This is a genomic window from Roseococcus sp. YIM B11640 (assembly GCF_049727625.1).
Lineage (GTDB): Bacteria > Pseudomonadota > Alphaproteobacteria > Acetobacterales > Acetobacteraceae > Roseococcus.
The window spans coordinates 23,793-47,574 of record NZ_JBBJOZ010000003.1; the positions used below are offsets into that span (position 1 = coordinate 23,793).

The following is a 23,782-nucleotide window of genomic DNA, read 5'->3' on the forward strand; positions in this document are numbered from 1 at the left end:
CCGGCCAATTGACCTTGGAGTTCTGTGCCATGGCGCGCGACTGGCGCCCCTCCTCCTGGAGGCAGATGCCCATCCGGCAGGTGCCGGAATATGCCAATCCCGCGGCCCTCGCGGCGATGGAGGGCAAGGTCGCGACCTTTCCGCCCCTCGTTTTTGCAGGCGAGTGCGAGCGACTGAAGGCCGCGCTCGCCGAAGCTTCCGAAGGCCGGGCTTTCGTGCTCCAGGGCGGTGACTGCGCGGAGAGCTTCGCCGATTTCCGCGCCGACACCATCCGCGACACCTTCAAGGTGCTGCTGCAGATGGCCGTGGTGCTGACCTTCGGCGCGGGCATGCCCGTGGTGAAGCTCGGCCGCATGGCAGGCCAGTTCGCCAAGCCCCGCTCCTCGGATGTCGAGAAGCAGGGCGATGTCACGCTGCCCTCCTATCGCGGCGACATCATCAATGGCGCCGATTTCACTGCCGAGGCCCGCCTGCCCGACCCGCAGCGGATGGAGTTCGCCTACCTGCAGTCGGCGGCGACGCTGAACCTGCTGCGTGCCTTCGCGACCGGCGGCTTCGCCGACCTGCACCAGGTGCATCGCTGGAACCTCGACTTCGTCGCCCGCAGCCCGCTGTCCAAGCAGTATGAGGGCCTGGCGTCCCGCATCGACGAGACGCTGAGCTTCATGGCCGCCTGCGGCATGAACAGCGACAACGCGCCGCAGATCCGCGAGACGGCCTTCTACACGAGCCATGAGAGCCTGCTGCTTCCCTATGAAGAGGCGCTGACGCGCGAGAGCAGCACGCATCTCGGCAAGACCTACGCCTGCTCGGCCCACTTCCTCTGGATCGGCGACCGCACCCGCCAGCCGGACGGCGCGCATGTCGAGTTCCTGCGCGGGGTCGCGAACCCGATCGGCATGAAGGTCGGCCCCTCCATGGAGGCCGACGAGCTGCTGCGCCTCACGGAGATCCTGAACCCGGCCAACGACGCCGGCCGCCTCACCCTCATCACCCGCATGGGGCATGAGAAGGTGGAGCAGAAGCTGGCCCCGCTGGCCCGCGCCCTGCGCGCCGCCGGGCGCAAGGTGGTCTGGCTCTGCGACCCGATGCACGGCAACACCACCACGCAGAACGGCTACAAGACGCGCAGCTTCGACGCGATCCTGGCCGAGGTGCGCCGCTTCTTCGACGTCATGTCCGCCGAGGGCACCGTCGCCGGCGGCGTGCATGTGGAGATGACGGGCCGCAACGTGACCGAGTGCATCGGCGGCGCCCATCGCCTGACGCCCGCGGACCTCGCGGCCAACTACGCCACCTTCTGCGATCCCCGGCTGAACGCCGAGCAGTCGCTGGAGCTGGCCTTCCTCATCGCGGAGGAGCTCAAGGCGCATCGGGCGCGGCCTGAGCGCGGGCTGGTCCAGGCCGCGCAATGAGCGAGACGTCCGACCGACCAAAGGCCCCGGCCGGTCGGCCGGACCTCGAGCGCGATATCACGGCGCGCACGGACAGCTACTTCAACCGCACGCGCCGCATCGTCGAGAAGTTCGGCGACAGCCGCGTCACCTACGCGGTCTTCCTGCGCCGGCCGGTCATCTCCGCGCCGCGCATGGCCGTCGAGTGGCTGGAGCGCGTGGCCCGCGCGCGTGGCACGCCCTTCGAGATCGAGGTGAAGTACCCCGAGGGCTCCTGGGTCGGCGCGGGCGATCCGCTGCTCTACCTCACCGGTTCCTTCGCCGCGCTCTCGGACCTCGAGACGCTGTATCTCCAGAAGCTCGGCCCGGCCTGCGTGGCCGCCCACAACGCCTACCAGATGTGCCTGGAGATGCCGGAGACGGCTTTCCTCGCCATGGAGGCGCGGCACTGCGCGGGCTTCGAGATGCAGGACATGATGGCCTATGCGGCCTCGGTCGGCAGCGCGGCGGCGCGGCGCGAGGGGGCCAAGGGCTTCGTCGGCAATGCCACGGACGCCACCGCGCATTGGTTCGGCAACGAGACCGGGCGCGGCACGATGCCGCATGCGCTGATCGGCTACGCGGGCTCCACGCTCCGCGCCGCCGAGATGTTCCGGGAGACCTTCCCGGACGAGCCTCTGACCGTGCTGGTCGACTATTTCGGCATGGAGGTCACGGATGCGCTGGCCGTGTGCCGGCGCTTCCCCGAGATCGCGGCGGCCGGGCGCATGTCCGTGCGGCTCGACACCCATGGCGGCCGCTTCCTCGAAGGATTGGACCCGGCCGAAAGCTACGCCGTGCTGGAGCGCCATGCGCCCTCGGCCATCCGGCGCTACCGCAGCGATGCGGAGCTCAGGCACCTGGTGGGCACCGGCGTTTCCGCCGCCGCCGTCTGGCGCATGCGCGAGGCGCTGAACGAGGCAGGTTTCGACAAGGTCCGCATCGTCGCCTCCTCCGGCTTCTCCGTGCAGAAGTGCCGCGTGATGAACGAGGCGCATGCGCCGGTCGACGTGGTGGGCACGGGCAGTTTCATCCCGGATATCTGGAGCGAGACCTACGCCACGGCCGATATCGTGGACTATGACGGCACGCCGCGCGTGAAGCTGGGCCGCGAGTTCCTGCTGCGGCAGGAAGGCCGCCGCCGCAACGGCAACGGGCACGGCGCCTGAGTCTCACGCCGCGCCAGCAGGGTCTGCTCTGCGCCTTCGGCGTGCTGTTCATCTGGACGGGCTTCCTGCTCTTCTCGCGCATGCTGGCCGTCCAGGCCTTCACGCCCTGGGACGTCGCGGCGCTGCGCTATTCCGGCGCCTTCCTCACCGCGTTGCCTCTCCTGGCCTACCGGGGCTGGGGCAGCCTGACGGCGGGGAGGGCGATGGCCATCTGCGCGGCTGCAGCCTTCGGCTTCCCCCTCTGCGCCTATTGGGGCTTCCACTTCGCGCCGGCCGCGCATGGCGGGGTGCTGCTGCCGGGCCTGCTGCCCTTCCTGGCCGCGGGCCTCTGGTGGTGGACCTTCGGCGAGCACTGGAGCTGGCAGCGGACCCTCTCGCTCGGGATCGTCGCGGCCGGCATCGGGCTGCTGGCCTCCGAGACCTTCCGCTCGCACCCCGGCGCCTGGCGGGGGGATCTCTTCTTCATCGCGGGCTGCATGAGCTGGACCGCCTATATGTGGATGGTCCGCCGCTGGGGCGTGAAGGCGCTGGACGCGACGCTGGCCGTGGCGCTGATCGCCGCGCCCCTCTACCTGCCCATCTGGTGGCTGGCTCTGCCGACCGGGCTGGGCGAGGTGCCCTGGGGGGCCATCCTCTTCCATCTCTTCTACCAGGGCACGCTGTCCGTCGTGGTGGCGGGCTCGCTCTTCACCCGGGCGGCCGTGCTGCTGGGGGCGCCGCAGACCTCCATGATCACCTCCATCGTCCCGGCCATGGTGGCGCTGGGCGCCTGGCCGCTCCTGGGCGAGACGCTGGGCTGGGTGGGCTGGGCCGGCGTGGCGGTCGCGACCTTTGGCATGATGGCCGGTGTGGCCGGTCCCGCGTTGCGGATGCGTTGACCCTGGACCAGCCGCCGCCTACTTCGAAGGCATGATCGACCGCATCCGCATCGCCCTGGCGCAGATGAACCCCCATGAGGGTCAGTTGCGCGCCAACGCCGCGAAGATCCGCGCGCTGAGGGCGGAGGCCGCCGCCGGCGGCGCCGACCTGCTGGTCACGCCCGAATTCAGCATCGCCGGCTACCCGCCCGAGGACCTGGTGCTGAAGCCCGCCTTCCGCGCCATGTGCGAGGCGGAGATCCAGGCCCTGGCCGAGGAGACTGCCGATGGCGGCCCCGGCCTCGTCGTCGGTGGGCCCTGGTACGAGGGCGGCAAGCTCTTCAACGCGGCCTTCCTGCTGGATGGCGGCAAGATCGTCGCGCGCCGCGCCAAGCACGAGCTGCCGAACTACGGCGTCTTCGACGACAAGCGCGTCTTCGATCCCGGCCCGGCGCCCGGCCCGGTGAACTTCCGTGGCCTGCGGCTCGGCCTGATGATCTGCGAGGACTGGTGGTTCCCTGCCGTCTCCGAGACGCTGAGCGAGAGCGGGGCGGAACTGCTGCTCTCCATCAACGGCTCGCCCTTCGAGGTGGACAAGGCGCAATCGCGCGTGGACCTCGCGGTGGCGCGGGTGGTGGAGACGGGGCTGCCCTTCGTCTTCCTCAACCAGAATTGCGGCCAGGACGAGCTGGTCTTCGACGGCGCGAGCTTCGTCTTGAACTCGGACCGCAGCCTTGCCGTCCGCATGCCCTCCTTCACGGAGGCGCTGGGCTTCACCGACTGGACGCGCAACGGCGACGTCTGGCGTTGCGAGCCGCAGCCCATCCCGCCGGCCGAGGCGCGCGCGCAGCAGATTTACAGCGCGATGGTGCTGGGCCTGCGCGACTACGTGAACAAGAACGGCTTCCCCGGCGTGGTGCTGGGCCTTTCGGGCGGCATCGATTCCGCGATCTCGGCCGCCGTCGCCGCCGATGCGCTCGGGCCGGACCGCGTGCGCTGCGTGATGATGCCCTCGCCCTATACCAGCCAGGAGAGCCTGGAGGATGCGGCTGAGTGCGCCCGCCTGCTGGGCATCCAGTACGACACCATCCCCATCGGCCCCGCGATGGACGCCTTCCACACGATGCTGGCGCCGAGCTTCGCCAACCGCGCGCCCGACATCACGGAGGAGAACATCCAGTCGCGCATCCGCGGCGTCACGCTCATGGCGCTCTCGAACAAGTTCGGGAACATGCTGCTGACCACCGGCAACAAGAGCGAGATGAGCACGGGCTACGCCACCATCTACGGCGACATGTGCGGCGGCTATTCCGTGCTCAAGGACGTCTACAAGACCGACGTCTTCGCCGTCTGCCGCTGGCGCAACGACAACTTCCCGGCGGGCGGGCTCGGCCCGAAGGGCGCCGTGATGCCCGAGCGCGTCATCACCAAGCCCCCCAGCGCCGAGCTCAAGCCCGACCAGAAGGACCAGGACACCCTGCCGCCCTACGAGGTGCTGGACGCCATCCTGAACGGGCTGGTCGAGGAGGAGCGCAGCGTGGACGAGCTCGTCGCGCAGGGCTTCGAGCGTGCGCTGATCCTGCGCGTCTGGCGCATGCTGGATCGCGCCGAGTACAAGCGCCGCCAAGCGCCCCCGGGCGTGAAGATCGGCCGCCGCGCCTTCGGCCGCGATCGCCGCTACCCCATCACCAACGGCTTCACCGGACTGGTCACTTGAGCATCGAAGACGACATCCTCGGCAAGGCCGAGGGCATCGAGGTCCGCATCATGGACCTGTCCGGCGCCAATGGCTCCGAGCCGATCGAGACGGTGCGCGGCTTCACGTCGCTCGCCCATGCCAACGCTTTCGCGCGGCGCTACGTCCGGGATTCGATGGAGATCTGCCGCCCGCGCGGCGCCAGCGCCGACGAGGCGCGCGATGCCTGGTTCGCCTTCGGCGAGGACGCCGTGATCGATGGCACGGAAGGCGCCTGGACGAGCGCGAGCGAGCTCGCGGATTTCGCCGCCGCGCCGTCGCGCGACCCGGAGGACCGCAACTGGCGCAGCCTCGACCCTCGCCGCATCGGTGACGACGAGGATGACGGCGACGACGAGGGAGAGGGCGCATGAAGCTCCGCTTCGCGCCTTCGCCCACCGGGCATCTCCATGTCGGCAACGCGCGCATCGCGCTCGCCAACTGGCTGCTGGCTCGCAAGCTCGGTGCCGAGCTGGTGCTGCGCCTCGACGACACGGATGTCGGCCGCAGCAAGGCGGAATTCGCCCAGGCCATCGAGGAGGACCTGCGCTGGCTCGGGCTCGACTGGGACACGAGCTTCCGCCAGCTGGACCGGCTCGCTGCCTATGCCGCCGCCGCCGAGCGGCTGAAGGCCAGCGGCCATCTCTACCCCTGCCTCGAGACCGAGGAGGAGCTGAACTACAAGCGCGACCAGCGCCTCAAGCAGGGCCGCCCGCCGATCTACGACCGGGGCGCGCTGAAGATGACGGCCGAGCAGCTCGCCCGCGCCATGGAGAACGGCAAGCGCCCCTATTGGCGCTTCAAGCTCTCCGGCACCACCGTGGAGTGGCAGGACGGCGTGCTGGGCCGCCGCGCGGTGAAGCTGCCCTCGCTGAGCGACCCCGTGCTGATCCGGGCCGACGGCTCGCCGCTCTACACCTTCACCTCCGTCGTCGATGACCTGGAGACGGGCGTCACGCATATCGTACGCGGCGAGGACCATGTCACCAACACGGGCGTGCAGCTCGATATCTGGCGCGCGCTGGGCGGTGACGTCCGCAAGGTGCAGTTCGCGCACCTGCCGTTGCTGACCGATGCGGATGGCGGCCCGCTCTCCAAGCGCATCGGCTCGCTCTCGCTGCGCCAGCTGCGGCGCGACGGCGTGGAGGCGGCTTCGGTCACCGGCTATCTCGGTGCCCTCGGCACCTCGCACGATCCGTCGCCGGCGACGCCGCGTCAGCTGCTGGAGAGCTACGACCTCGCCGCGGTCTCGCATTCCTCGCCCCGCTTCGATCCGCGGCAGATGCTGGCGCTGAACCGCAAGCTGCTGCACGCCATGCCCTTCGAGGAAGCACGGCCGCACCTCCCGGCCGGCGCCGATGCGGCGTTCTGGGATGCCGTGCGCGGCAATCTCGACCTCATGCCCGAGGCGAAGCATTGGTGGGAGGTGGTGCGCGGCCACATCGCGCCCGTCGAGCAGCCGGAAGAAGCGGCCTACCTCCAGCAGGCGCGCGAACTGCTGCCCGCCGAGCCCTTCGACGCCGAGACCTGGCCGCGCTGGACGGATGCCCTCAAGGCCGCCACCGACCGGAAGGGCAAGGCGCTGTTCATGCCGCTGCGCCTCGCCTTGACCGGCGAGGATCATGGCCCCGACCTCAAGACGCTGCTGCCGCTGATGGGCCGTGCGCGCGTCCTCGAAAGACTTTCCGCATGACCGAGCTTCGCTTCCACAACAGCCTGACGCGGCGCGAGGAGCCCTTCCGCGCGCTCGATCCGGAGCATGTGAAGCTCTATGTCTGCGGGCCCACGGTCTATGACCTCGCGCATCTCGGCAATGCGCGGCCGGTCGTGGTGTTCGACGTGCTGGCGCGGCTGCTGCGCCGCCTCTACCCGCGCGTGACCTATGCGCGGAACATCACGGATGTGGACGACAAGATCAACGCGCGCGCCCGCGAGTCCGGCGAGCCGATCTCGGCCATCACCGCCCGCACCACGGCGGATTTCCATCGCGACATGGCCGCGCTCGGCAACCTGCCGCCGGATGTGGAGCCGACCGCGACGGCGCATATCGCCGAGATGATCGCGATGAACGAGAAGCTCATCGCGCGCGGCCATGCCTATGCGGCCGAGGGCCATGTGCTCTTCAGCGTCGGCAGCTTCGGCGACTACGGCAAGCTCTCCGGCCGCAATCAGGATGAGCTGCTGGCCGGCGCGCGCATCGACGTGGCTCCCTACAAGCGCGACCCGGGCGACTTCGTGCTTTGGAAGCCCAGCGCCGACGACATGCCGGGCTGGGACAGCCCCTGGGGCCGCGGCCGGCCGGGCTGGCACATCGAGTGCTCGGCCATGTCCTGGAAGCATCTGGGCGAGCAGTTCGACATTCATGGCGGCGGCGCGGACCTGCTCTTCCCGCACCATGAGAACGAGGTCGCGCAGTCGCGCTGCGCCTTCGGCACCAGCTTCATGGCGCACACCTGGCTGCACAACGGCATGCTGCTGGTGGACGGCGAGAAGATGTCGAAGAGCCTCGGCAACTTCTTCACGCTGCGCGACATCCTGGCCCAGGGCCCCTGGGTGGGCGAGGCCTTCCGCCTGCTGCTGCTGCGCACGCATTACCGCTCCGCGCTCGACTACACCCAGGCTGGGCTGGAGGAGGCGAAGCAGGAGCTCGACGACAGCTACTCCATGCTCTCCCGAGCGCCCGCCGCGCCTGAGTCGCCCCTCATCGGCGAGATGGCGGAATGGGCCGTAGCGCCCCTGCTCGACGACCTGAACACGCCGCTGGCCATCAGCCGCCTGCGCGACCTTCGCACGCTGGAAAATGCCGCGACGGTGGGTGGCTCGGCCGCCGCCGTGCTCGGGCGCATCGGCAAGCCCTGGACGCTAGTGCCGGGCCAGGCCGCCGCGGCCTTCCGCGAGGCCGCCGGCGTGCTGGGCCTCGCCCAGGGCGAGCCGCAGGCCTGGCTGCAGGGCGGCGTGGATGCCGGCGCGATCGAGGCCGCCATCGCCGCCCGCGCTGCCGCCCGCCAGAATCGCGACTTCGCCGAGGCCGACCGCATCCGCGCCGCGCTGCTGGCCGACGGCATCGTGCTGGAGGACAGCGCCGGCGGCACCATCTGGAAGCGCGCCTGAGCCATGCGCGAGGAAGGCGCAGCGCCGCTCGTCGCGCCGGATGGCGAGACGCCCATCGTGGTGCTGGTGCGGCCGCAGCTCGCGGAGAATATCGGCACCACGGCGCGCGCGATGGCCAATGGCGGGCTGTTTCACCTGCGCCTCGTCGCGCCGCGCGACGGCTGGCCCCAGCAGCGCGCCTGGGCCGCATCCTCGGGTGCCGACCGGTTGCTGGATGCCGCGCAGGTCTTCGAGACCGTCGATGAAGCGGTCGCCGATTGCCACCGCGTGATCGCCACCTGTCCGCGCCCGCGCCATGTCGTCGTGCCCGTCATGACGGCGCGCGGCGCGGCGGCCGAGCTGCGCGCCATCAACGCGCGCGGCGAGCGTGTGGCCATCCTCTTCGGCCCCGAGCGCGCGGGGCTGGAGTCCGAGGATCTGGCACGCGCCGATACGCTGGTTCGCTATCCGCTCAACCCGGAATTCAGCTCGCTCAACCTCGCCCAGGCGGTGATGGTGATGGCCTATGAATGGTGGGTCGCGGCCGATGGCACGCCGCCGCGCGAGCTGCAGACCCACAAGACCCATGTCGCCACCAAGGGCGAGCTCGAGAACTTCATGGGCCACCTGATCGACGAGCTCGACGCCTGCGGCTTCCTGCGCAACGAGCCCAAGCGCCCGGGCATGATCCGCAACCTGCGCCACTGGTTCCAGCGCGGAGAGGTCACGGAGCAGGAGCTGCGGACACTCCACGGCGTGGTGGCCGAGTTGTCGCGCGGGCGCATGCGGCACGGGCGCCCGGAAAAGCCATGACCCTGCGGCTGGCGAAGATCTTCATGAGCTTCGCCTTCGCGGCCTTCGCGCTGCTCGTCGCCTTCGACAACGTCATCGACTACGAGACCAACTTCGCCTTCGTGCGACATGTGCTGAGCATGGACACGACCTTCGAGGCCGGCGCGCTGCGGGGCCGCGCGATCCTGAATCCCAGCTGGTGGCATGCGGGCTACGCGCTGATCATCGCGGGCGAGGCGCTGACGGGAATGCTCTTTCTCGCGGGTGCCATCCGCATGCTCGCAGCCCTGCGCGCGCCCGCCGCGCGTTTCGAGGCCGCGAAGTCCTGGGCCATCCTGGGCGCCATGGCGGGCTTCGGCGTCTGGTTCGTCGGCTTCATGATCGTGGGCGGCGAGTGGTTCCAGATGTGGCAGTCGCCGCAATGGAACGGCCAGACGGCCGCCTTCCGATTCTACACGCCGCTCATGCTGGGCCTGGTCTTCCTGGCGATGCCGGAACGCGAATTGCCTTAGCCCTCCGCGCGCATGGTCTCGAGCAACCAGTGTCGGAACGCCTGCAGCGCCGGGTCGCTGGCGCGCTCCTGCCGCCAGGTGAGATAATAGCCGGCCTCCCGCCGCAGCACGGGCGCAAAGGGCTCGAAGAGCCGCCCCGCCGCGATATCCCTCGCCACATGCCGCCGCTGGCCGAGCGCGATGCCGTGGCCGTGCTCGGCGGCTTCATAGGCGACGCTCAGCTCCTCGAAGATGATCGTCTCGGCGTCGGCCGGAACCGGCGATCCGGCGGCGGCGAACCATTCCGGCCAATCGCGCGGGAACCAGCGCAAGCCGATGAGCCGCAGCTCGCCGATGGCCTCCACCGGATAGGGCGCGCCGCGCGGGTCGAGCAGCGAGGGCGCGCAGACCGGGCACAGCTCGTCGCGGAACAGCAGCTCGGACGCCTCGCCGCGCCAGGGCGGCTTGCCGTAGCGGATGCGGAGGTCGAAGCGACCGCCGCCCGGCCCCGCGCGGTCATGTGCCGAGGCGAGCCGCAGGTCGACGCCCGGATGCGCCGCATGGAATTCCGGCAGGCGCGGCACCAGCCAGCGTGAGGCGAAGCCGGAATAGGCCTGCAGCACCAGCACGCGTCCGCCCGTCCGCTGCGCGGCAAGCGCCGCAGCCGCCTCCGTCATGCGGTCCAGCGCCAGACCCACCTGCCGAGCGAAGGCGGCGGCGCCCTCCGCCGCGATCAGACCGCTGCCCGTGCGTTCGAAAAGGGGGAAGCCGAAATGCTCCTCCAGCGCCGCGACCGCACGGCTGATGGCGCCCTGCGTCACGCCCAGCTCCTCGGCGGCGCGGGTGAAGCTCAGATGGCGCGCGGCGGATTCGAAGGCGCGCATGGGGTTGAGCGGCGGGGGGCGGCGGCGCTCGTGATGAGTTTTCCTCATGATGCTCTGACTATTACTGGTTTGCGGCGGCTCGCAAGCGGCGCGACACAACGCCCCTGAGAGGAACGCCCCAATGTCACTGCCCAGCCATCCCGACCTGCCGCTTGCCGGCCTCCGCGTGCTGGCGCTGGAGCACGCCGTCGCGGCGCCGATCGCCACGCGCCAGCTCGCCGACATGGGCGCGGAGGTGATCAAGCTGGAACGTCCCGGCGCCGGCGATTTCGCGCGCGGCTACGATGGCGCGGTCCGGGGCATGTCCTCCTTCTTCATCTGGCTGAATCGCGGCAAGCGCAGCGTCACGCTGGACGTGAAGGCACCCGGCGCGGCCGGGATCCTGGCGCGGCTGGTGGGCTCCGTGGATGTCGTCGTGCAGAACTGGGCGCCTGGAGCGACCGCCCGGCTGGGCCTTTCCTGGGAAGCCCTGTCGGCCCGGCATCCGGGCCTGATCCTTTGCGACATCTCCGGCTATGGCGAGGGCGGACCCTATGCGAACCGCAAGGCCTACGACCTGCTCATCCAGGCCGAGGCCGGGCTAATGAGCGTGACCGGCACGGCGGAGATCCCGGCCCGCGCGGGAATCTCGGCGGCCGACATCGCCACGGGCATGTACGTCTCCTCCGGCATTCTCTCGGCGCTGGTCCGGCGGGGGCGGAGCGGGCAGGGGGCGCATCTGCAGGTCGCGATGCTGGATGCCATGGCCGAATGGCTCGGCAATTCGCTCTACCATGCCGCCTATGGCGCGGGCCCGCCGGAGCGCCGTGCGAGCAGCCATCCGAGCCTGGCACCCTATGGCGTGCACCACGCGGGCGATGGCCAGGTCATCTTCGGCATCCAGAACGATCGCGAGTGGCCGGGTTTCTGCCGGATCGTGCTCGGGAAGCCGGATCTCGCGGCCGACCCGCGCTTCGCCACCAATATTGCCCGCGTGCAGAACCGTGAGGCGATGACGGCGATCATCGAGCGGGAATTCGCGGCGCTCGGCAGCGCCGAGGTGACGGCGCGGCTGGAGCGCGCGGGCATCGCCAATGGCCGCATGAACGATGCGCGCGAGGTCTGGAACCACCCGCAACTCGCCGCCCGCGATCGTTGGCGGGAGGTGGCAACCCCGGTCGGGGCCGTCCGCGCCATGCTGCCGCCCGTGACCTTTGGCGATGTGGAGGCCGCGATGGGCGAAGTCCCTGCCCTCGGCGCCCATACCGATGCCGTGCTGGCCGGCCTGGGCTTCACGTCGGCGGAGATCGAGGCATTCCGCGCCGCTGGCGCCATCTGACAACGAAAGAGGAAACCATGCTCAGAAGACGTCACCTGATCGCGGCGGGGCTCGCCGCGCCGGCCCTGGCCCGCGCGCAATCCAACAGCCTGCGGTTGATCGTCCCCTATGCGGCGGGCGGCCCGACCGACATCCAGGCGCGCATCCTCGCGGAGACCTTGCCTCCCTTCCTGGAAAGCCGCGTCGTGGTCGAGAACCGCACGGGCGCGGGCGTGATGGTCGGCACCGATGCCGTCGCCAAGGCGGCGCCGGACGGCCAGACCGCGCTGCTTACCACCGTCGCGCATGCCGTGAACCCGTCGCTGATGCCCAGCCTGCCCTACGACACCGAGAAGGACTTCGCGCCCGTCGCGCTGGTGGCGAAGGTGCCGCTCGTCGTGCTGGTGCGGAAGGACCTGCCGGTGGCCGACATGCGCGGCTTCCTCGACTGGCTGAAATCCCGCAACGGGCAGGCGGTCTATGGGTCGGCAGGCGTGGGCAGCGCGCCGCACCTGGGCACGGCGCTGCTGCTGATGATGGCGGGGCTGGAGGCGGTGCACATTCCCTATCGCGGCTCGGCGCCCGCGATGACGGATCTCGCGGCCGGGCGGATCGACTTCTACATCGACGCGGCGGCGAGCGGCCTCGCCCAGGCACGCGCCGGCATGGGCCGCGCCATAGCGTGGTCGATGCTGACGCGCAGCGAGGTGGCACCCGAGCTGCCGACCATCGCCGAGAGCGGCGTGCCGGGCTACGAGGCCTATACCTGGAGCGGCGTCTTCTTCCCGGCGGGCACGCCGCGCGAGATGGTGCAGCGCCTCAACGCCGCCACGCGCCAGGCCGTGGCAGAGCCGCGGCTGCGCGCCCGCTTCGCCGAGCTCGGCGCCGAGTTGGCCGAGCCCGCGCCGCCCGAGGCGCTGGGTCAGTTCGTCACGCAGGAAATCGCGAAATGGCGCGAAGTGGTGCGCCGGTCAGGGATGAGCACGCAATGAACGACACCGCATTCGATCCGCGCCGGCACCGCATGGTGGCCGAGCAGCGCTGGTTCGAGGACTTCCAGCTGGGCGAGCGCTTCCCGCTGCCCAGCCGCACGATGACGAGCGCCATCTTCCTCGCCTTCCAGGCGGCGAGCGGCGACAACCACCCGATCCACTACGACCGCGAGTTCTGCCGTGCGCATGGGCTCAAGGACATGCTGGCCCATGGCTTCCAGATCGCGATTCAGACGGCGGCCGGGGCGGGGATGTTCCCGCACCTCGTCGAGGACTCGCTGAAGGCCTTCCTGGAGCAGTCCAGCCGCTTCCTGCACCCTGTGGTGCTGGGGGACACGCTGTACCCGTGCCTGGAGGTGGACGAGCTCTCGCCCAACCGCACGACGGGCGTGGTCGGGCTGCGCAGCACCGTCCACAACCAGGATGGCGTGATGGTGCTGGAGGGGCGGCACCGCTACCTCATCCGCAAGCGGCAGCCGGCTGGCTGAGACTTTGGAGCGGCTGATTCACCGCTTCGGCGAAGCCGCAGGAGCGGATCAGACGCTAGACCAGCCTCTTCGCCAGTTTGCGCGCCAGGAGGTAGCCGAGGCACCCGCCCACCGGCGCCCCTGGCAGCACGAGCAGCCACCCCATATGGATGCCCTGCGAGACGGCGATGAGCCCGAAGCCGAGCATCAGCCCGCCCACCAGGCTGCCGACGACGCCCGCCGTCAGGCCGAGGATCAGGATCTCTTCGCGCGTCACCATGGCGACCGGAGTAGTCGGGGCGGCTCGGGTTTGACAAGCCCGGCATCAGGGCCTAAACGCCGCGCCATTCCTGGGAAAGAGGACACGCCTTCGGGGCGTGCGCCCGCTTCGGTCCGCGAGGGCCAAAGACTACCGGGACAACCCGCGAAGCTGAGAATGGCTCCGCAAGCAACGAAAGGTCCGGTCGCCCCTCGGCGCCGGAAGAGCCGCGCATGACGAAGCGCCTTGCCTCCAAGTACAAGATCAACCGCCGCCTTGGTGAGAACCTCTGGGGCCGCGCGAAGAGCCCCGTCTCCAAGCCCCGCAAGGGCGAGCAGGGCGCCCGCACCTATGGCCCCGGCCAGCATGGCCAGCGCCGCAAGAACAAGCCGACCGACTTCGGCATCCAGCTGATGGCCAAGCAGAAGCTCAAGGGCTACTACGGCAACATCGGCGAGAAGCAGTTCCGCAAGTATTACGACGAGGCCGTGCGCCGGAAGGGCGACACCTCCGAGAACCTGATCGAGCTGCTGGAGCGCCGCCTCGACACCATCATCTACCGCCTGAAGTTCGCGGTGACGCCCTTCGCGGCGCGCCAGTTCGTGAACCATGGCCACGTGCTGATCAACGGCAAGCGCCTCAACATCCCCTCCTACCTCGTGAAGGACACCGACACGATCGAGGTGAAGGAGAAGTCGAAGCAGCTGACCATGGTGCTGGACGCCACGCAGGAAGCCGGCCGCGATGTGCCGGAGTACCTCGAGGTCGATCACCGCGCGATGAAGGGCCGCATCCTGCGCGCGCCGAAGTTCAGCGACGTTCCGTACCCGGTCCAGATGGAGCCGAACCTGGTCGTCGAGTTCTACTCGCGCTGATTTCGGCCCCGTTTCGGGGAATATTTCGAAGGCGGTGCGGCATGTCCGCGCCGCCTTTTTCATTTCCGGAACGTCACGGCAGAGTGGTTGACGATTCGGCATGATCCCCGGCACACAGAACCCCATGCCAGCGACTGACCCCGTCCCGCTCCGCGAAGTCCTCGAAGCAACTGTCAAGGCGACACATTACGCGTTCCTCGGGCGGGAGGTTGATCCCACTTGGCTCATCGCCTTCGCAGATGAGTTGGCCCGCCGTGCCGCCTCGCAGGCGCTGCCGGATGTGATCGGCGACTTCATGAAGCTGATCTACACGAGCCCTGAGGCCCAGGGCCGTGTTCTCAGCACGCTGGAGGCCCGTGGCATCGAGCCCGTGGTGGCGCCCGGCCTCGCGGCGAGGCCCTCGCCGCTGGCCTGCATCTCTGCGGGGTGCCTGCCGCAGACGGCTGGGCTGTTGCGGCACGCGACGCTGCGCCGCTGGGCCGGCCCCTTCGACTGGATGACCATTCCGCCCGAGGCCGTGCGCGACTGCATCGTGGATGATTGCGCCTCGCTGCTCATGTCCTCGGAATACGAGCAGATTCCTGAAGGCGAGCGGCCTGGCAAGGAAGGATACCTCTGCCGCCACCGCCGTTTCTCCGAGCTCTACGGCCCCACGATCTTCCACCACTACGATCCGACCGAGCAGAACGGCTATGCCGCGCTGGAACGTTCGGCGCTGCGTTTCCGCGACGCCCTGCGCGGCCTGCATGGGAAGATGCTGCTGCAGATCTCCGAGGAGAATTCGCGCTCGCTGCCCGCCTTCGAGGACACGGCCGACATGCTCGACCGCTCGGCGCGTGGCGCGATCCTGGTGACGATCGCGATGGTGCCGGGCACGCCCAATGGGCCCTTCCCGGAGATGGAGCTGCACAAGACGCGCGGTCCGCACCGCTACTTGCGCTGCCACACCCTCTCCAAGCCCAAGGGCATCGGCTTCGCCGATCTCCTGGACGAGGTGGTCCTGCTGCGCGGCGCGCTGGCGGCCCCGCAGCTCGACGGCATGTAGCGTCCGGTCCGCGGTGGCGAGGGCGCCGCCGCGGTAACCCGGCCGCCGGTAGGGCCTTAAGCCTCGGCCTTCGTCGCGATGCCCTTTTCCTTGAGCATCGACTGCAGCTCGCCGGACTGGAACATCTCCATCACGATGTCGCAGCCGCCCACGAACTCGCCGTTCACGTAGAGCTGCGGGATGGTCGGCCAGTTGGTGTAGGCCTTGATGCCCTCGCGGATCTCGGGATCCTCGAGCACGTTCACGCCTTTGAACGGCACGCCGACATGGCTGAGGATCTGCACCACGCGGGCCGAGAAGCCGCACTGCGGGAAGACCGGCGTGCCCTTCATGTAGAGCACCACGGGGTTGCCCTGGATCTCGGACTCGATGCGCTCGGTGACGCTGGTCATCGCTGGGTTCCTTGCTGAATTCGGTTCAATCGGGCGCGCTGGTCTGCAGCGCGAGGGCGTGCAGCACGCCGCCCATCCGGCCCTGCAGGGCCGCGTAGACGAGCTGGTGCTGCTTCACGCGCGACAGGCCGCGGAATGATTCCGAGACCACCGTGGCGGCATAATGGTCGCCATCACCCGCCAGATCCTCGATGGCCACCTTCGCGTCCGGCATGGCGGATTTGATCAGAGCCTCGATTTCGGCCGGCTGCATCGGCATTCGGTCACATCCCCCGCATCAGTTCGGGCAGCGTGGATTCGTTCGCCGCCGTCAGTTCATCCACCGATATGGCATCGCCGCCCGGAATCTCCAGAGTTTTCCCGCCGGCACGGCCCAGCGCAAGGGCCGGAACGCCCGCCAGCTTCGCGGCTGCGAGAAGCGCCGCGCCATCGGCCACCGCCAGCACGTAGCGGGACTGGTCCTCGCCGAACCAGAAGCCGTGGTCGCCCTTCGCGTCGAGCTTCGCGCCCACGCCCGAGGCCATGCACATCTCGGCCACCGTCACCAGCAGGCCGCCATCCGCGCAGTCGTGGCAGGCGCGCACGCGGCCGGCCAGGATCTCGGTCCGGACGAAGTCGCCGTTGCGGCGCTCGGCGGCCAGGTCCACCGGCGGGGGCGCGCCTTCCTCTCGGCCCGCGATCTCGCGCAGCCAGAGCGACTGGCCGAGCCAGCCCGCCGTCTCGCCGATCAGCACCAGATCCGCGCCTGCCGGCATGGCGAGGCCCACGGCCTGGGCCACGTCCTCCAGCACGCCCACGCCGCCGATGGCGGGCGTCGGCAGGATCGCGGTGCCCTCGGTCTCGTTGTAGAGCGAGACGTTGCCGCTGATCACCGGGAAGTCGAGCGCCCGGCAGGCCGCGCCCATGCCGCGCACGGCGGCCGCGAACTGGCCCATGATCTCGGGCTTCTCGGGGTTGCCGAAATTCATGTTGTCCGTGATGGCGCGGGGCAGGGCGCCGACGGCGGTCAGGTTGCGCCAGGCCTCGGCCACGGCCTGCATGCCGCCGGCCTCGGGGTCCGCCTGGCAGTAGCGCGGGGTGCAGTCCGTCGTCATGGCGAGCGCGCGGACATGGTCCTCGATGCGGACGACGGCGGCGTCCGCCTGGCCCGGCCGCTTGGCCGTCTGGCCGCCCACCTGGGCGTCGTACTGGTCCCAGATCCAGCGGCGCGAGCAGAGGTCCGGGCTCGCGACCAGGGTCTTCAGCGCGGCGGCGATGCCGACCGGATCGGCCACCTCCTTCGCCGCGATCACGGGGCGCTTCGGCGTCTCGGCCGTCGGGCGGCGGTAGAGCGGCGCCTCCGATTCGAGCGGCGCCAGCGGGATGTCCGCCTCGACCAGCCCCTTGTGCTTGATGACGATGCGCCCGGTATCCGTCAGGCGGCCGATCACCGCGAAATCCAGCTCCCACTTGCGGAAGATGGCTTCCGCCAGCGCCTCGCGGCCCGGCTTGAGCACCATGAGCATGCGCTCCTGGCTCTCGGAGAGCATCATCTCATAGGCGGACATGCCTTCCTCGCGCTGGGGGACATGGTCCATCTCCAGCTCGACGCCCATGCCGCCCTTGCCCGCCATCTCGACGCCGGAGGAGGTGAGGCCCGCCGCGCCCATGTCCTGGATGGCGACGATGGCGTCGGTCGCCATCAGCTCGAGGCAGGCCTCGATGAGCAGCTTCTCGGCGAAGGGGTCGCCGATCTGCACCGTGGGGCGCTTCTCCTCGCTGTCCTCGGAGAATTCGGCCGAGGACATGGTGGCGCCATGGATGCCGTCGCGCCCCGTCTTGGAGCCGACATAGACGACCGGATTGCCCACGCCCGTCGCGGCGGCCGTGAAGATCCGGTCCTCCTTGAGAATGCCGACCGTCATGGCGTTGACCAGCGGGTTGCCGTTGTAGGCCGGGTGGAAGTTCACCTCGCCGCCCACGGTGGGCACGCCCACGCAATTGCCGTAGCCGCCGATGCCGCGCACCACGCCGTCCACGATGTGGCGCGTCTTGGGATGCTTCGGGTCGCCGAAGCGCAGCGCGTTGAGGTTGGCGATGGGGCGCGCGCCCATGGTGAAGACGTCGCGCAGGATGCCGCCCACGCCCGTCGCCGCGCCGTTGTACGGCTCGATGAAGCTGGGATGGTTGTGGGATTCCATCTTGAAGACGGCGGCCAGGCCCTCGCCGATGGCGATGACGCCCGCATTCTCGCCGGGGCCGACGAGGACCCAGGGCGCCTTGGTGGGCAGTTCCTTCAGCCAGACGCGGCTGGATTTGTAGGAGCAGTGCTCGCTCCACATCACCGAGAAGATGCCGAGCTCGGCCAGCGTCGGATCGCGGCCGAGGATGGCGAGGGCGCGCTGGTACTCGTCCGGCTTGAGACCGAATTCGGCGGCAAGCTGCGTGGCGCGTTCGGGGGCGAGGGGAGGGACGGAGGCCATGCGCCGTATTTCGGGGAGCGCGAGGGGCTTGTCCAGCGACGGAACGCTCATCGCCAGCATGCCTTCAATGCGCTCGGGATGTAGCGGCGCCCGGCGGCGGTGGTCAGCAGCCTTCGCATGCCGAGGCACCAGCGGACGACATAGGCCCTGTTCCGCTCAAGCAGCGGAAAGCGCACCGGAATTTTCATCGCGAAGAGGGTTTCGGACAAAATCGGATTGGCCACCATCCAGGGCGGGCCGGGCAGGGCCCGCTTCAGGTTCAGGCGGCGGGCCAGGACGTTGAGCCCGAGGCCCCGGATGCGCATGGCGCGGCTGGCGGCGCGGCAGATCAGGCCCTCGATCTCCCGCAGCGGATGGGATTTCGGCGCGGCGGCCAGCGCGATGAGAAGACGTTCCCAGAAGCCGCCATGGGTGAGGCGGCGGAAATAGCGCGCGACGGTGGCGGCGGGGCCGTGTCCGGGCGGAAGCAGGCGCCAGGGATCGTCGGTGGCGGCGAGGCGGAAGATGGCATCCATCCGGCCGCGCGGGTCGCGGATGGGGCGGCCGCGGGTGTCGGAACGGGCAAGGAGCGGGAGAAGCGCGGACCACTGCGCGTCGGTGAGGGAGGCATGGGGGATGCGGAGGGGCATCCCCGGATGATAGGAAAAATATCTTAGATTCGCAAGCGAATCATCGGCCGCCTCACTCCACCGAGATCGAGGCCGCCTCCGCCAGCCCCTTCCACTTCGCGAGCTCCTCCGCCACGAAATTGCGGAAGGCCGCGCTGCCCTGCGCTGCCGGGTCCGAGCCTGCCGCCGTGATGCGAGCGGCCATTGCCGGGTCCGCCAGCACTTCCAGCACGGCGGCCGAGAGCGCCTGCACGATCTCCGGCGGTGTCGCGGGCGGGGCGAAGACCCCCATCCATCCGGTGGCTTCATAGCCCGGCACCGCCTCGCGCACCGCCGGAACGCCGGGCAGCTGCACGGCGCGGCGGGCGCCGCAGGTGGCCAGCGGCACGACCCTGCCGTCCTGGATCAGCCGCAGCACGGCCGAGAGGCTGTCCACCATCAGCGGGATGCGGCCGCTCATCAGGTCCGCCTGCGCGAGCGCCGAGCGATAGGGGATGTGCCGCAGGTTGAGTCCGCCGCGCATCGCGAGCAGCGCGCCCGAGAGATGCTGCGTCGAGCCGAGGTCGCCGCCCGCATAGTCCAGCGGCGCGCCGGGCGCGCGCCCGCGCGCGATGAGGCCGGCCAGGCTCGAAAACCCGGCATCCGGCGCGGCGATGAAGACCAGCGGGAAATCCGCGACGCGCGCGACGGGCACCAGATCGCGCAGCGGGTCGTAGGGCAGGCGCCGGTTCACGGCGGGCAGGATGGCGATGGGGCCGCTGCTGCCCAGCAGAAGGGTGTGCCCGTCGGCGGGGGCGCGCATGGCGGCCTCCACGCCGATGGCGCCGCTCGCACCCGGGCGGTTCTCCACCACCACGGGCACGCCCCAGGCCGGGGCCAGCCGCTCGGCCAGCAGCCGCGCCAGGATGTCCGGCACGCTGCCGGCCGAAACCGGCACGAGGAGGCGGATCGGCCGGGCCGGGAAAGCCCGGGCGCCGGCCGCCGGCAGCACGGTTCCCAGGCCGAGGAACAACCCCGCCCGGCGCGCGATCACCGCGTCAGACCCACTCGGGCTCGGCGACCGCATCGACCTCGATGTTGACCACCACCTCCTCGGTGCCGCTGCGGACCAGCACGCAGTGCAGCTCCTCCGTGTCGGAGGCATTGAGCTCCTGGTGCGGCACATAGGGCGGGACGAGGAACCAGTCCCCGGGGCCGGCCTTGGTGATGAATTCGAGCCGGTCGCCCCAGCGCATCAGCGCATGGCCGCGCACGATGTAGATGATGCTCTCCAGCTCGCCATGATGGTGCGGGCCGGTCTTGGCGCCGGGTCTGATGAGGTTGGTTCCGGCCCAGAGGCGCTGCGCGCCGTTGCGGCTGCCGCTGATCGCCACCATGCGCCCCATGCCCATGGTCTCGGGCGTGTCGCCGCTTCGCTGGTGGGAGAGGACGCGCTTGATCCCGTGCTGGCGCCAGTCGGTGGCGGCTGGCTTCACGGCTCCGTCGTCGGGCATTTCACGAATTCCTGCAGTATGAAGTTTTGATCATAACTTCATACTGCAGGAATTCAAGGCGAGGCGGGCAGCGCTCCTGCCGGGATGGTCCCCAACAGGAAGGCGCCTTGCCCGTTCCACGCAGCGTCAGCGGCGAATGGCCCGCGCGCCCCAGATCAGGATGCAGGCGCCGACGAAGCCCGCGACGAGATAGCCGAGCCATCCGCCGAAGGAGACGCCGACCAGGCCGAAAAGCAGGCTGGCCACCGCCGCGCCGACGATGCCGAGGATGATGTTCACGAAAACGCCGGTGTCGCTCTTCATGAAGTTGGAGGCGATCCATCCGGCCAGGCCGCCGATGATGATGGCCGCGATCCAACCCACGCCTTGTTGTTCCATGTGTCTTCTCCTTCTGAGCCACCCTTGAACAGCAGGGATGGAGGCCGGTTGTCTCCCCGGCGCGAAAATCCTGGCGGAAGGATGGGTGGGCATGCAACTTGAACCCGCCGGCCGGCGGCGGGTCAGCTCTTCAGGATCATCAGCGTCGAGGAGCCGTAGGCGTAAAGCGTCTCGCCCGCATCGCCCGTCAGCCGCGCCTCCGCGATCGCGATGCGGCCGCCGCGGCTCACCACGCGCCCCTCGCAGGTCACGAGGCCGCTCTTGGTCGTGAGCGCCTTGGCGTAGTTGACCTTCAGCTCCAACGTCGTATGGCCTTCGCCCGGCTTGAGCGTCGTGCGGATGGAGTTCCAGAGCGCGGCGTCGAGGATGGTGGCCGCGTAGCCGCCATGGGCGATGCCGATGCTGTTGTAGTGCTGCTCGCCCACCTCGCCCTGCATCACCGCCAGGCCGGGCTCCGCGCGCACCAGCTGGAAGCCCATCAGCGCGAACATCGGCGAGCGCTGCGCGCCATCCGCGATCTGCGCCTGCATGGCCTCGAGCCCCGCCATCCCGGCATAGGGCGAGGGGCCCTCGGCGACATCCCAGGTGACGGTGTGGCTGCGTGTGGTCATCGGTTCGGCCCGTGTTGCGTCACCGATGCTTAGGGCGCGCGGCGCCGCGCGCCAACCTCACGCGGTGCGCCCGGCGTCCCAGAGTCAGGCGGCCGCAGATCGCTTGAGCGTCACCGTCAGGCTCGTGCTCGGGCGCGAGCGGTCCACTTCCAGCCCGCCGCGGCCTTGCGTCTCGAGCAGCCCCTGCACGATGCTCATGCCGAAGCCCTTGCTGTGCGCGGGGTCGAAATCCGCGGGCAGCTGGCCCTCGTCCTCGACGCGCATGCGCACGCCGTCCTCCACCGGCTCCAGGCTCGTCGTGACGGCGCCGCGGCCGTACTTGAAGGCGTTGGTCAGCAGCTCCACCAGGATGAGGCCGAGCGTCGGCGCCTCGGAGGCCGGCCATTCCAGCGGCAGGCCCTGGAAGCGCACGGCGCGGCCGGCGGCGCCGGAATGGCTGCGCGCCTGTTCCTGGACGAGCTGGCGCAGATAGGCCGCGAGGTCCACGTCGCCCTTGGCGCCGGTGCGGTACAGCTGCTCGTGCATCGCGCTGAAGGTGGAGACGCGCGCCGCGCTTTCGCGCAGCTCGTCCGCCGCGGCGGGAAAGGCGCTGAGCTCGGCCTGCATGGTGAGCAGCGTCTGCACGGCGGAGAGGCTGTTCTTCACGCGATGATGGATCTCCTTCATCAGGATGTCCTTCTCGCGCAGCGCCTCGTCGCGCTCCCGCAGCGCGCGGCGCAGCTCGAACTGCGCCATCACCTGGCGCGCGAGCGAGGCCAGCGCACGCTCCTGCGTTTCGGTCAGGCCCTCGGGGCGGGGCCGGTCGTCCAGCACGCAGACGGTGCCGAGCGGCAGGCCCTCATCCGTCGCGAGCACGGCGCCGCCGTAGAAGCGCAGATGCGGCACGTCGGCGACCGCCGGAAACTGCTGGAAGCGCGGATCGGTCGCGAGGTCGGGGACGATGAAGAGGTCCTGGTTCTGCCGGATCGCGTGCGAGCAGACCGAGACGTCGCGCGGCGTCTCGTCGATCGGCAGGCCGAGCTTGGCCTTGAACCACTGCCGACCCTCGTCGATCAGCGTCACCAGGGCCATGGGGGTGTGGCAGATCTCGGCCGCGATTTTCACGAAATCGTCGAAAGTCTTCTCCGGCGGCGTGTCGAGGATATCGTAGCTGCGCAGGGCGGAAAGGCGGTCTTCCTCGCGCCAGTCCGGGCGAGCTGCGGGAATAGTATCAGGCAAAGGCAATCTCCCGGGCTGAGCGCACGGTAAATACATGCAAAGGAATGAAATTTAAGGCAAGCGCTGCGCGCCGTCCTCCTTCATCTCCTCATTGAACGCCAGAAGGCTTTTGTCGTTTTACGTCGCGCCAAGGCGATGATGCCGCAGAATTCGCGCAACCTCCTCATGCGGAATCGCCTTGAGTTCCCGCCCCTCGTGTCCCGTCGTGGTCACGGCCTGGAGCATGGCGCGGTAGACCGCTTCCTCCACCGCCTCGACCGCCGCGTGGAAGAGGGGCGACATGGCGTCGTTCGGCAGCTCCTCATAGCTCGCGGCGCCCTTCCGCCGCCCGGGCGTGCGGCGCACAGATTCGGCGGTCGAGAAGGCCAGCGCATAATCGCCCGAGCCGTTGGACATGCTGGACCCCGTGCGCGCGATGCCGAGGAACGCCCGCCGCGCGAGCCGCGCGAGGTTGCGATCGGACAGCGGCGCGTCGGTCGCGAGCACGATCATCATCGAGCCATCCGCGCTCGCATCATCCAGCTTCTCGCGCAGATAGTACTGGCCGAGCGCCTGGCCCACCGGCGCGCCGTTGATGGTGAGCACGCCGCCGTAATTCGTCTGCACCAGCGCGCCCACCATCCAGCCGCCGGCCCCCTTCGGCACCGCGCGCGAGGCGGTCCCGATGCCGCCCTTCCAGCCGAAGGCCTGGGTGCCGGTGCCCGCGCCCACACAGCCCTCGGCGACGGGGCCTGGCGCGCAGGCGGCCAGCGCATCGAGCACGTGCTGCTTCGTGACGTGGCGGCCGCGGATGTCGTTCAGCACGCCGTCATTCGTCTCTCCCACCACGGCGTTGACGGAGAGCACGCGCTCGTTCCCCGGCTGCGCCAGCGTCCATTCCACAAGGCCCGCGATGCCCTCGGCCACCGAAAGCGTGTTGGTGAGGATGATGGGCGTCTCGATCTCGCCCAACTCCTGGATCTGCGTGGCGCCGGCGAACTTGCCGAAGCCATTGCCGGCGGCGAAGCCCGCGGGGAGCTTGTCCTGGAAGATGTTTCCGGGATGCGGGCGGATGGCGGTGACGCCGGTGCGGATGGAGGCGCCCTGGTTCAGCGTGACATGGCCGACGGTGACGCCGGGGATGTCGGTGATGGCGTTGAGGGGGCCGGGCGGCAGGATGCCGGCGACAAACGGCGTCTTGATCATCCCGCCTGCCCTACCACCAAGTCTCGGCGCGAGGCCACCCGCGTTTCGC

At 69.7% G+C, this 23,782-nt stretch carries 26 protein-coding genes; 14 read left to right on the forward strand and 12 right to left on the reverse strand.

Annotation, left to right across the window (positions count from 1 at the left end; translation table 11 throughout):
- Nucleotides 1-29 precede the first annotated feature (29 nt).
- The 9 genes from WJM96_RS14015 to WJM96_RS14055 are packed head-to-tail and all read left to right on the forward strand — an operon-like array spanning nucleotide 30 to nucleotide 9,588.
- Complete coding sequence (locus WJM96_RS14015) at nucleotides 30-1,415, forward strand: class II 3-deoxy-7-phosphoheptulonate synthase (protein WP_424813134.1); 1,386 nt, start codon at nucleotides 30-32, stop codon at nucleotides 1,413-1,415.
- The gene (locus tag WJM96_RS14020) at nucleotides 1,412-2,602 is read left to right on the forward strand and encodes a nicotinate phosphoribosyltransferase (protein ID WP_424813135.1); all 1,191 of its coding nucleotides are present in this window, start codon (nucleotides 1,412-1,414) and stop codon (nucleotides 2,600-2,602) included. Before WJM96_RS14015 ends, WJM96_RS14020 begins: the two co-directional genes overlap by 4 nt.
- A gap of 41 nt (nucleotides 2,603-2,643) precedes the next feature.
- Nucleotides 2,644-3,480, forward strand: a complete 837-nt coding sequence (locus WJM96_RS14025) for a DMT family transporter (RefSeq protein WP_424813136.1) — start codon at nucleotides 2,644-2,646, stop codon at nucleotides 3,478-3,480.
- A 31-nt stretch (nucleotides 3,481-3,511) separates the two neighbouring features.
- Nucleotides 3,512-5,176, forward strand: coding sequence for an NAD+ synthase (locus tag WJM96_RS14030; protein WP_424813137.1), 1,665 nt, complete (start codon nucleotides 3,512-3,514; stop codon nucleotides 5,174-5,176).
- Nucleotides 5,173-5,568 carry a hypothetical protein gene (locus WJM96_RS14035; RefSeq protein WP_424813138.1) on the forward strand — a complete coding sequence of 132 codons (396 nt, stop codon included), beginning with the start codon at nucleotides 5,173-5,175 and terminating at the stop codon, nucleotides 5,566-5,568. The genes WJM96_RS14030 and WJM96_RS14035 overlap by 4 nt, the downstream gene beginning before the upstream one ends.
- Complete coding sequence (locus tag WJM96_RS14040; RefSeq protein ID WP_424813139.1) at nucleotides 5,565-6,887, forward strand: glutamate--tRNA ligase; 1,323 nt, start codon at nucleotides 5,565-5,567, stop codon at nucleotides 6,885-6,887. The genes WJM96_RS14035 and WJM96_RS14040 overlap by 4 nt, the downstream gene beginning before the upstream one ends.
- Nucleotides 6,884-8,305: a cysteine--tRNA ligase gene (gene cysS / locus WJM96_RS14045; protein WP_424813140.1), complete on the forward strand. Its 1,422-nt coding sequence runs from the start codon at nucleotides 6,884-6,886 to the stop codon at nucleotides 8,303-8,305. The genes WJM96_RS14040 and cysS overlap by 4 nt, the downstream gene beginning before the upstream one ends.
- Before the next feature lie 3 nt (nucleotides 8,306-8,308).
- Nucleotides 8,309-9,097, forward strand: a complete 789-nt coding sequence (locus WJM96_RS14050) for an RNA methyltransferase (protein ID WP_424813141.1) — start codon at nucleotides 8,309-8,311, stop codon at nucleotides 9,095-9,097.
- Nucleotides 9,094-9,588: a DUF2165 family protein gene (locus WJM96_RS14055; protein ID WP_424813142.1), complete on the forward strand. Its 495-nt coding sequence runs from the start codon at nucleotides 9,094-9,096 to the stop codon at nucleotides 9,586-9,588. The genes WJM96_RS14050 and WJM96_RS14055 overlap by 4 nt, the downstream gene beginning before the upstream one ends.
- On the opposite strand, the gene WJM96_RS14060 is transcribed toward WJM96_RS14055, so the two are convergent.
- The gene (locus tag WJM96_RS14060; protein WP_424813144.1) at nucleotides 9,585-10,499 is read right to left on the reverse strand and encodes a LysR substrate-binding domain-containing protein; all 915 of its coding nucleotides are present in this window, start codon (nucleotides 10,497-10,499) and stop codon (nucleotides 9,585-9,587) included. The two genes, WJM96_RS14055 and WJM96_RS14060, sit on opposite strands and share 4 nt — an antisense overlap.
- Before the next feature lie 73 nt (nucleotides 10,500-10,572).
- Between WJM96_RS14060 and WJM96_RS14065 the strand changes: the two genes are divergently transcribed.
- The 3 genes from WJM96_RS14065 to WJM96_RS14075 are packed head-to-tail and all read left to right on the forward strand — an operon-like array spanning nucleotide 10,573 to nucleotide 13,228.
- Nucleotides 10,573-11,769, forward strand: a complete 1,197-nt coding sequence (locus WJM96_RS14065; protein ID WP_424813145.1) for a CaiB/BaiF CoA transferase family protein — start codon at nucleotides 10,573-10,575, stop codon at nucleotides 11,767-11,769.
- Between the two features lie 17 nt (nucleotides 11,770-11,786).
- Nucleotides 11,787-12,740, forward strand: a complete 954-nt coding sequence (locus tag WJM96_RS14070) for a tripartite tricarboxylate transporter substrate binding protein (protein WP_424813146.1) — start codon at nucleotides 11,787-11,789, stop codon at nucleotides 12,738-12,740.
- Entirely contained in the window at nucleotides 12,737-13,228 is a 492-nt protein-coding gene (locus WJM96_RS14075; RefSeq protein WP_424813147.1) for a MaoC family dehydratase, read from the forward strand. The genes WJM96_RS14070 and WJM96_RS14075 overlap by 4 nt, the downstream gene beginning before the upstream one ends.
- Before the next feature lie 55 nt (nucleotides 13,229-13,283).
- Here the strand turns inward: WJM96_RS14075 and WJM96_RS14080 are convergent, their stop codons facing one another.
- Nucleotides 13,284-13,487 carry a hypothetical protein gene (locus WJM96_RS14080; protein WP_424813148.1) on the reverse strand — a complete coding sequence of 68 codons (204 nt, stop codon included), beginning with the start codon at nucleotides 13,485-13,487 and terminating at the stop codon, nucleotides 13,284-13,286.
- Between the two features lie 212 nt (nucleotides 13,488-13,699).
- On the opposite strand from WJM96_RS14080, the gene rpsD reads away from it, so the two are divergent.
- Entirely contained in the window at nucleotides 13,700-14,341 is a 642-nt protein-coding gene (gene rpsD / locus WJM96_RS14085; protein ID WP_424813149.1) for a 30S ribosomal protein S4, read from the forward strand.
- Nucleotides 14,342-14,585: 244 nt separating this feature from the next.
- Nucleotides 14,586-15,386: a hypothetical protein gene (locus WJM96_RS14090; protein ID WP_424813150.1), complete on the forward strand. Its 801-nt coding sequence runs from the start codon at nucleotides 14,586-14,588 to the stop codon at nucleotides 15,384-15,386.
- A gap of 56 nt (nucleotides 15,387-15,442) precedes the next feature.
- On the opposite strand, the gene grxD is transcribed toward WJM96_RS14090, so the two are convergent.
- From grxD to WJM96_RS14140, 10 genes are all read right to left on the reverse strand, one after another.
- Nucleotides 15,443-15,778 carry a Grx4 family monothiol glutaredoxin gene (grxD, locus tag WJM96_RS14095; RefSeq protein ID WP_424813151.1) on the reverse strand — a complete coding sequence of 112 codons (336 nt, stop codon included), beginning with the start codon at nucleotides 15,776-15,778 and terminating at the stop codon, nucleotides 15,443-15,445.
- 25 nt (nucleotides 15,779-15,803) lie between these two features.
- Nucleotides 15,804-16,037 (reverse strand): BolA family protein, encoded by a 234-nt coding sequence (locus WJM96_RS14100; RefSeq protein ID WP_424813152.1) that lies wholly within the window; start codon nucleotides 16,035-16,037, stop codon nucleotides 15,804-15,806.
- Nucleotides 16,038-16,041: 4 nt separating this feature from the next.
- Nucleotides 16,042-18,240, reverse strand: coding sequence for a phosphoribosylformylglycinamidine synthase subunit PurL (purL, locus tag WJM96_RS14105; RefSeq protein WP_424813598.1), 2,199 nt, complete (start codon nucleotides 18,238-18,240; stop codon nucleotides 16,042-16,044).
- Nucleotides 18,241-18,287: 47 nt separating this feature from the next.
- A complete protein-coding gene (locus WJM96_RS14110; RefSeq protein WP_424813153.1) occupies nucleotides 18,288-18,869 on the reverse strand; it encodes a transposase in 582 nt (193 codons plus the stop codon).
- Between the two features lie 52 nt (nucleotides 18,870-18,921).
- Nucleotides 18,922-19,881 carry a Bug family tripartite tricarboxylate transporter substrate binding protein gene (locus WJM96_RS14115; RefSeq protein WP_424813154.1) on the reverse strand — a complete coding sequence of 320 codons (960 nt, stop codon included), beginning with the start codon at nucleotides 19,879-19,881 and terminating at the stop codon, nucleotides 18,922-18,924.
- A 4-nt stretch (nucleotides 19,882-19,885) separates the two neighbouring features.
- On the reverse strand, nucleotides 19,886-20,341 hold the full coding sequence (locus WJM96_RS14120; RefSeq protein ID WP_424813155.1) for a cupin domain-containing protein: 456 nt from the start codon (nucleotides 20,339-20,341) through the stop codon (nucleotides 19,886-19,888).
- A gap of 126 nt (nucleotides 20,342-20,467) precedes the next feature.
- The gene (locus WJM96_RS14125) at nucleotides 20,468-20,719 is read right to left on the reverse strand and encodes a GlsB/YeaQ/YmgE family stress response membrane protein (protein WP_424813156.1); all 252 of its coding nucleotides are present in this window, start codon (nucleotides 20,717-20,719) and stop codon (nucleotides 20,468-20,470) included.
- 122 nt (nucleotides 20,720-20,841) lie between these two features.
- Nucleotides 20,842-21,330 (reverse strand): PaaI family thioesterase, encoded by a 489-nt coding sequence (locus WJM96_RS14130; RefSeq protein ID WP_424813157.1) that lies wholly within the window; start codon nucleotides 21,328-21,330, stop codon nucleotides 20,842-20,844.
- 84 nt (nucleotides 21,331-21,414) lie between these two features.
- On the reverse strand, nucleotides 21,415-22,548 hold the full coding sequence (locus WJM96_RS14135; RefSeq protein ID WP_424813158.1) for a sensor histidine kinase: 1,134 nt from the start codon (nucleotides 22,546-22,548) through the stop codon (nucleotides 21,415-21,417).
- Between the two features lie 117 nt (nucleotides 22,549-22,665).
- Nucleotides 22,666-23,733 carry a P1 family peptidase gene (locus WJM96_RS14140; protein WP_424813160.1) on the reverse strand — a complete coding sequence of 356 codons (1,068 nt, stop codon included), beginning with the start codon at nucleotides 23,731-23,733 and terminating at the stop codon, nucleotides 22,666-22,668.
- Nucleotides 23,734-23,782: the final 49 nt, after the last annotated feature.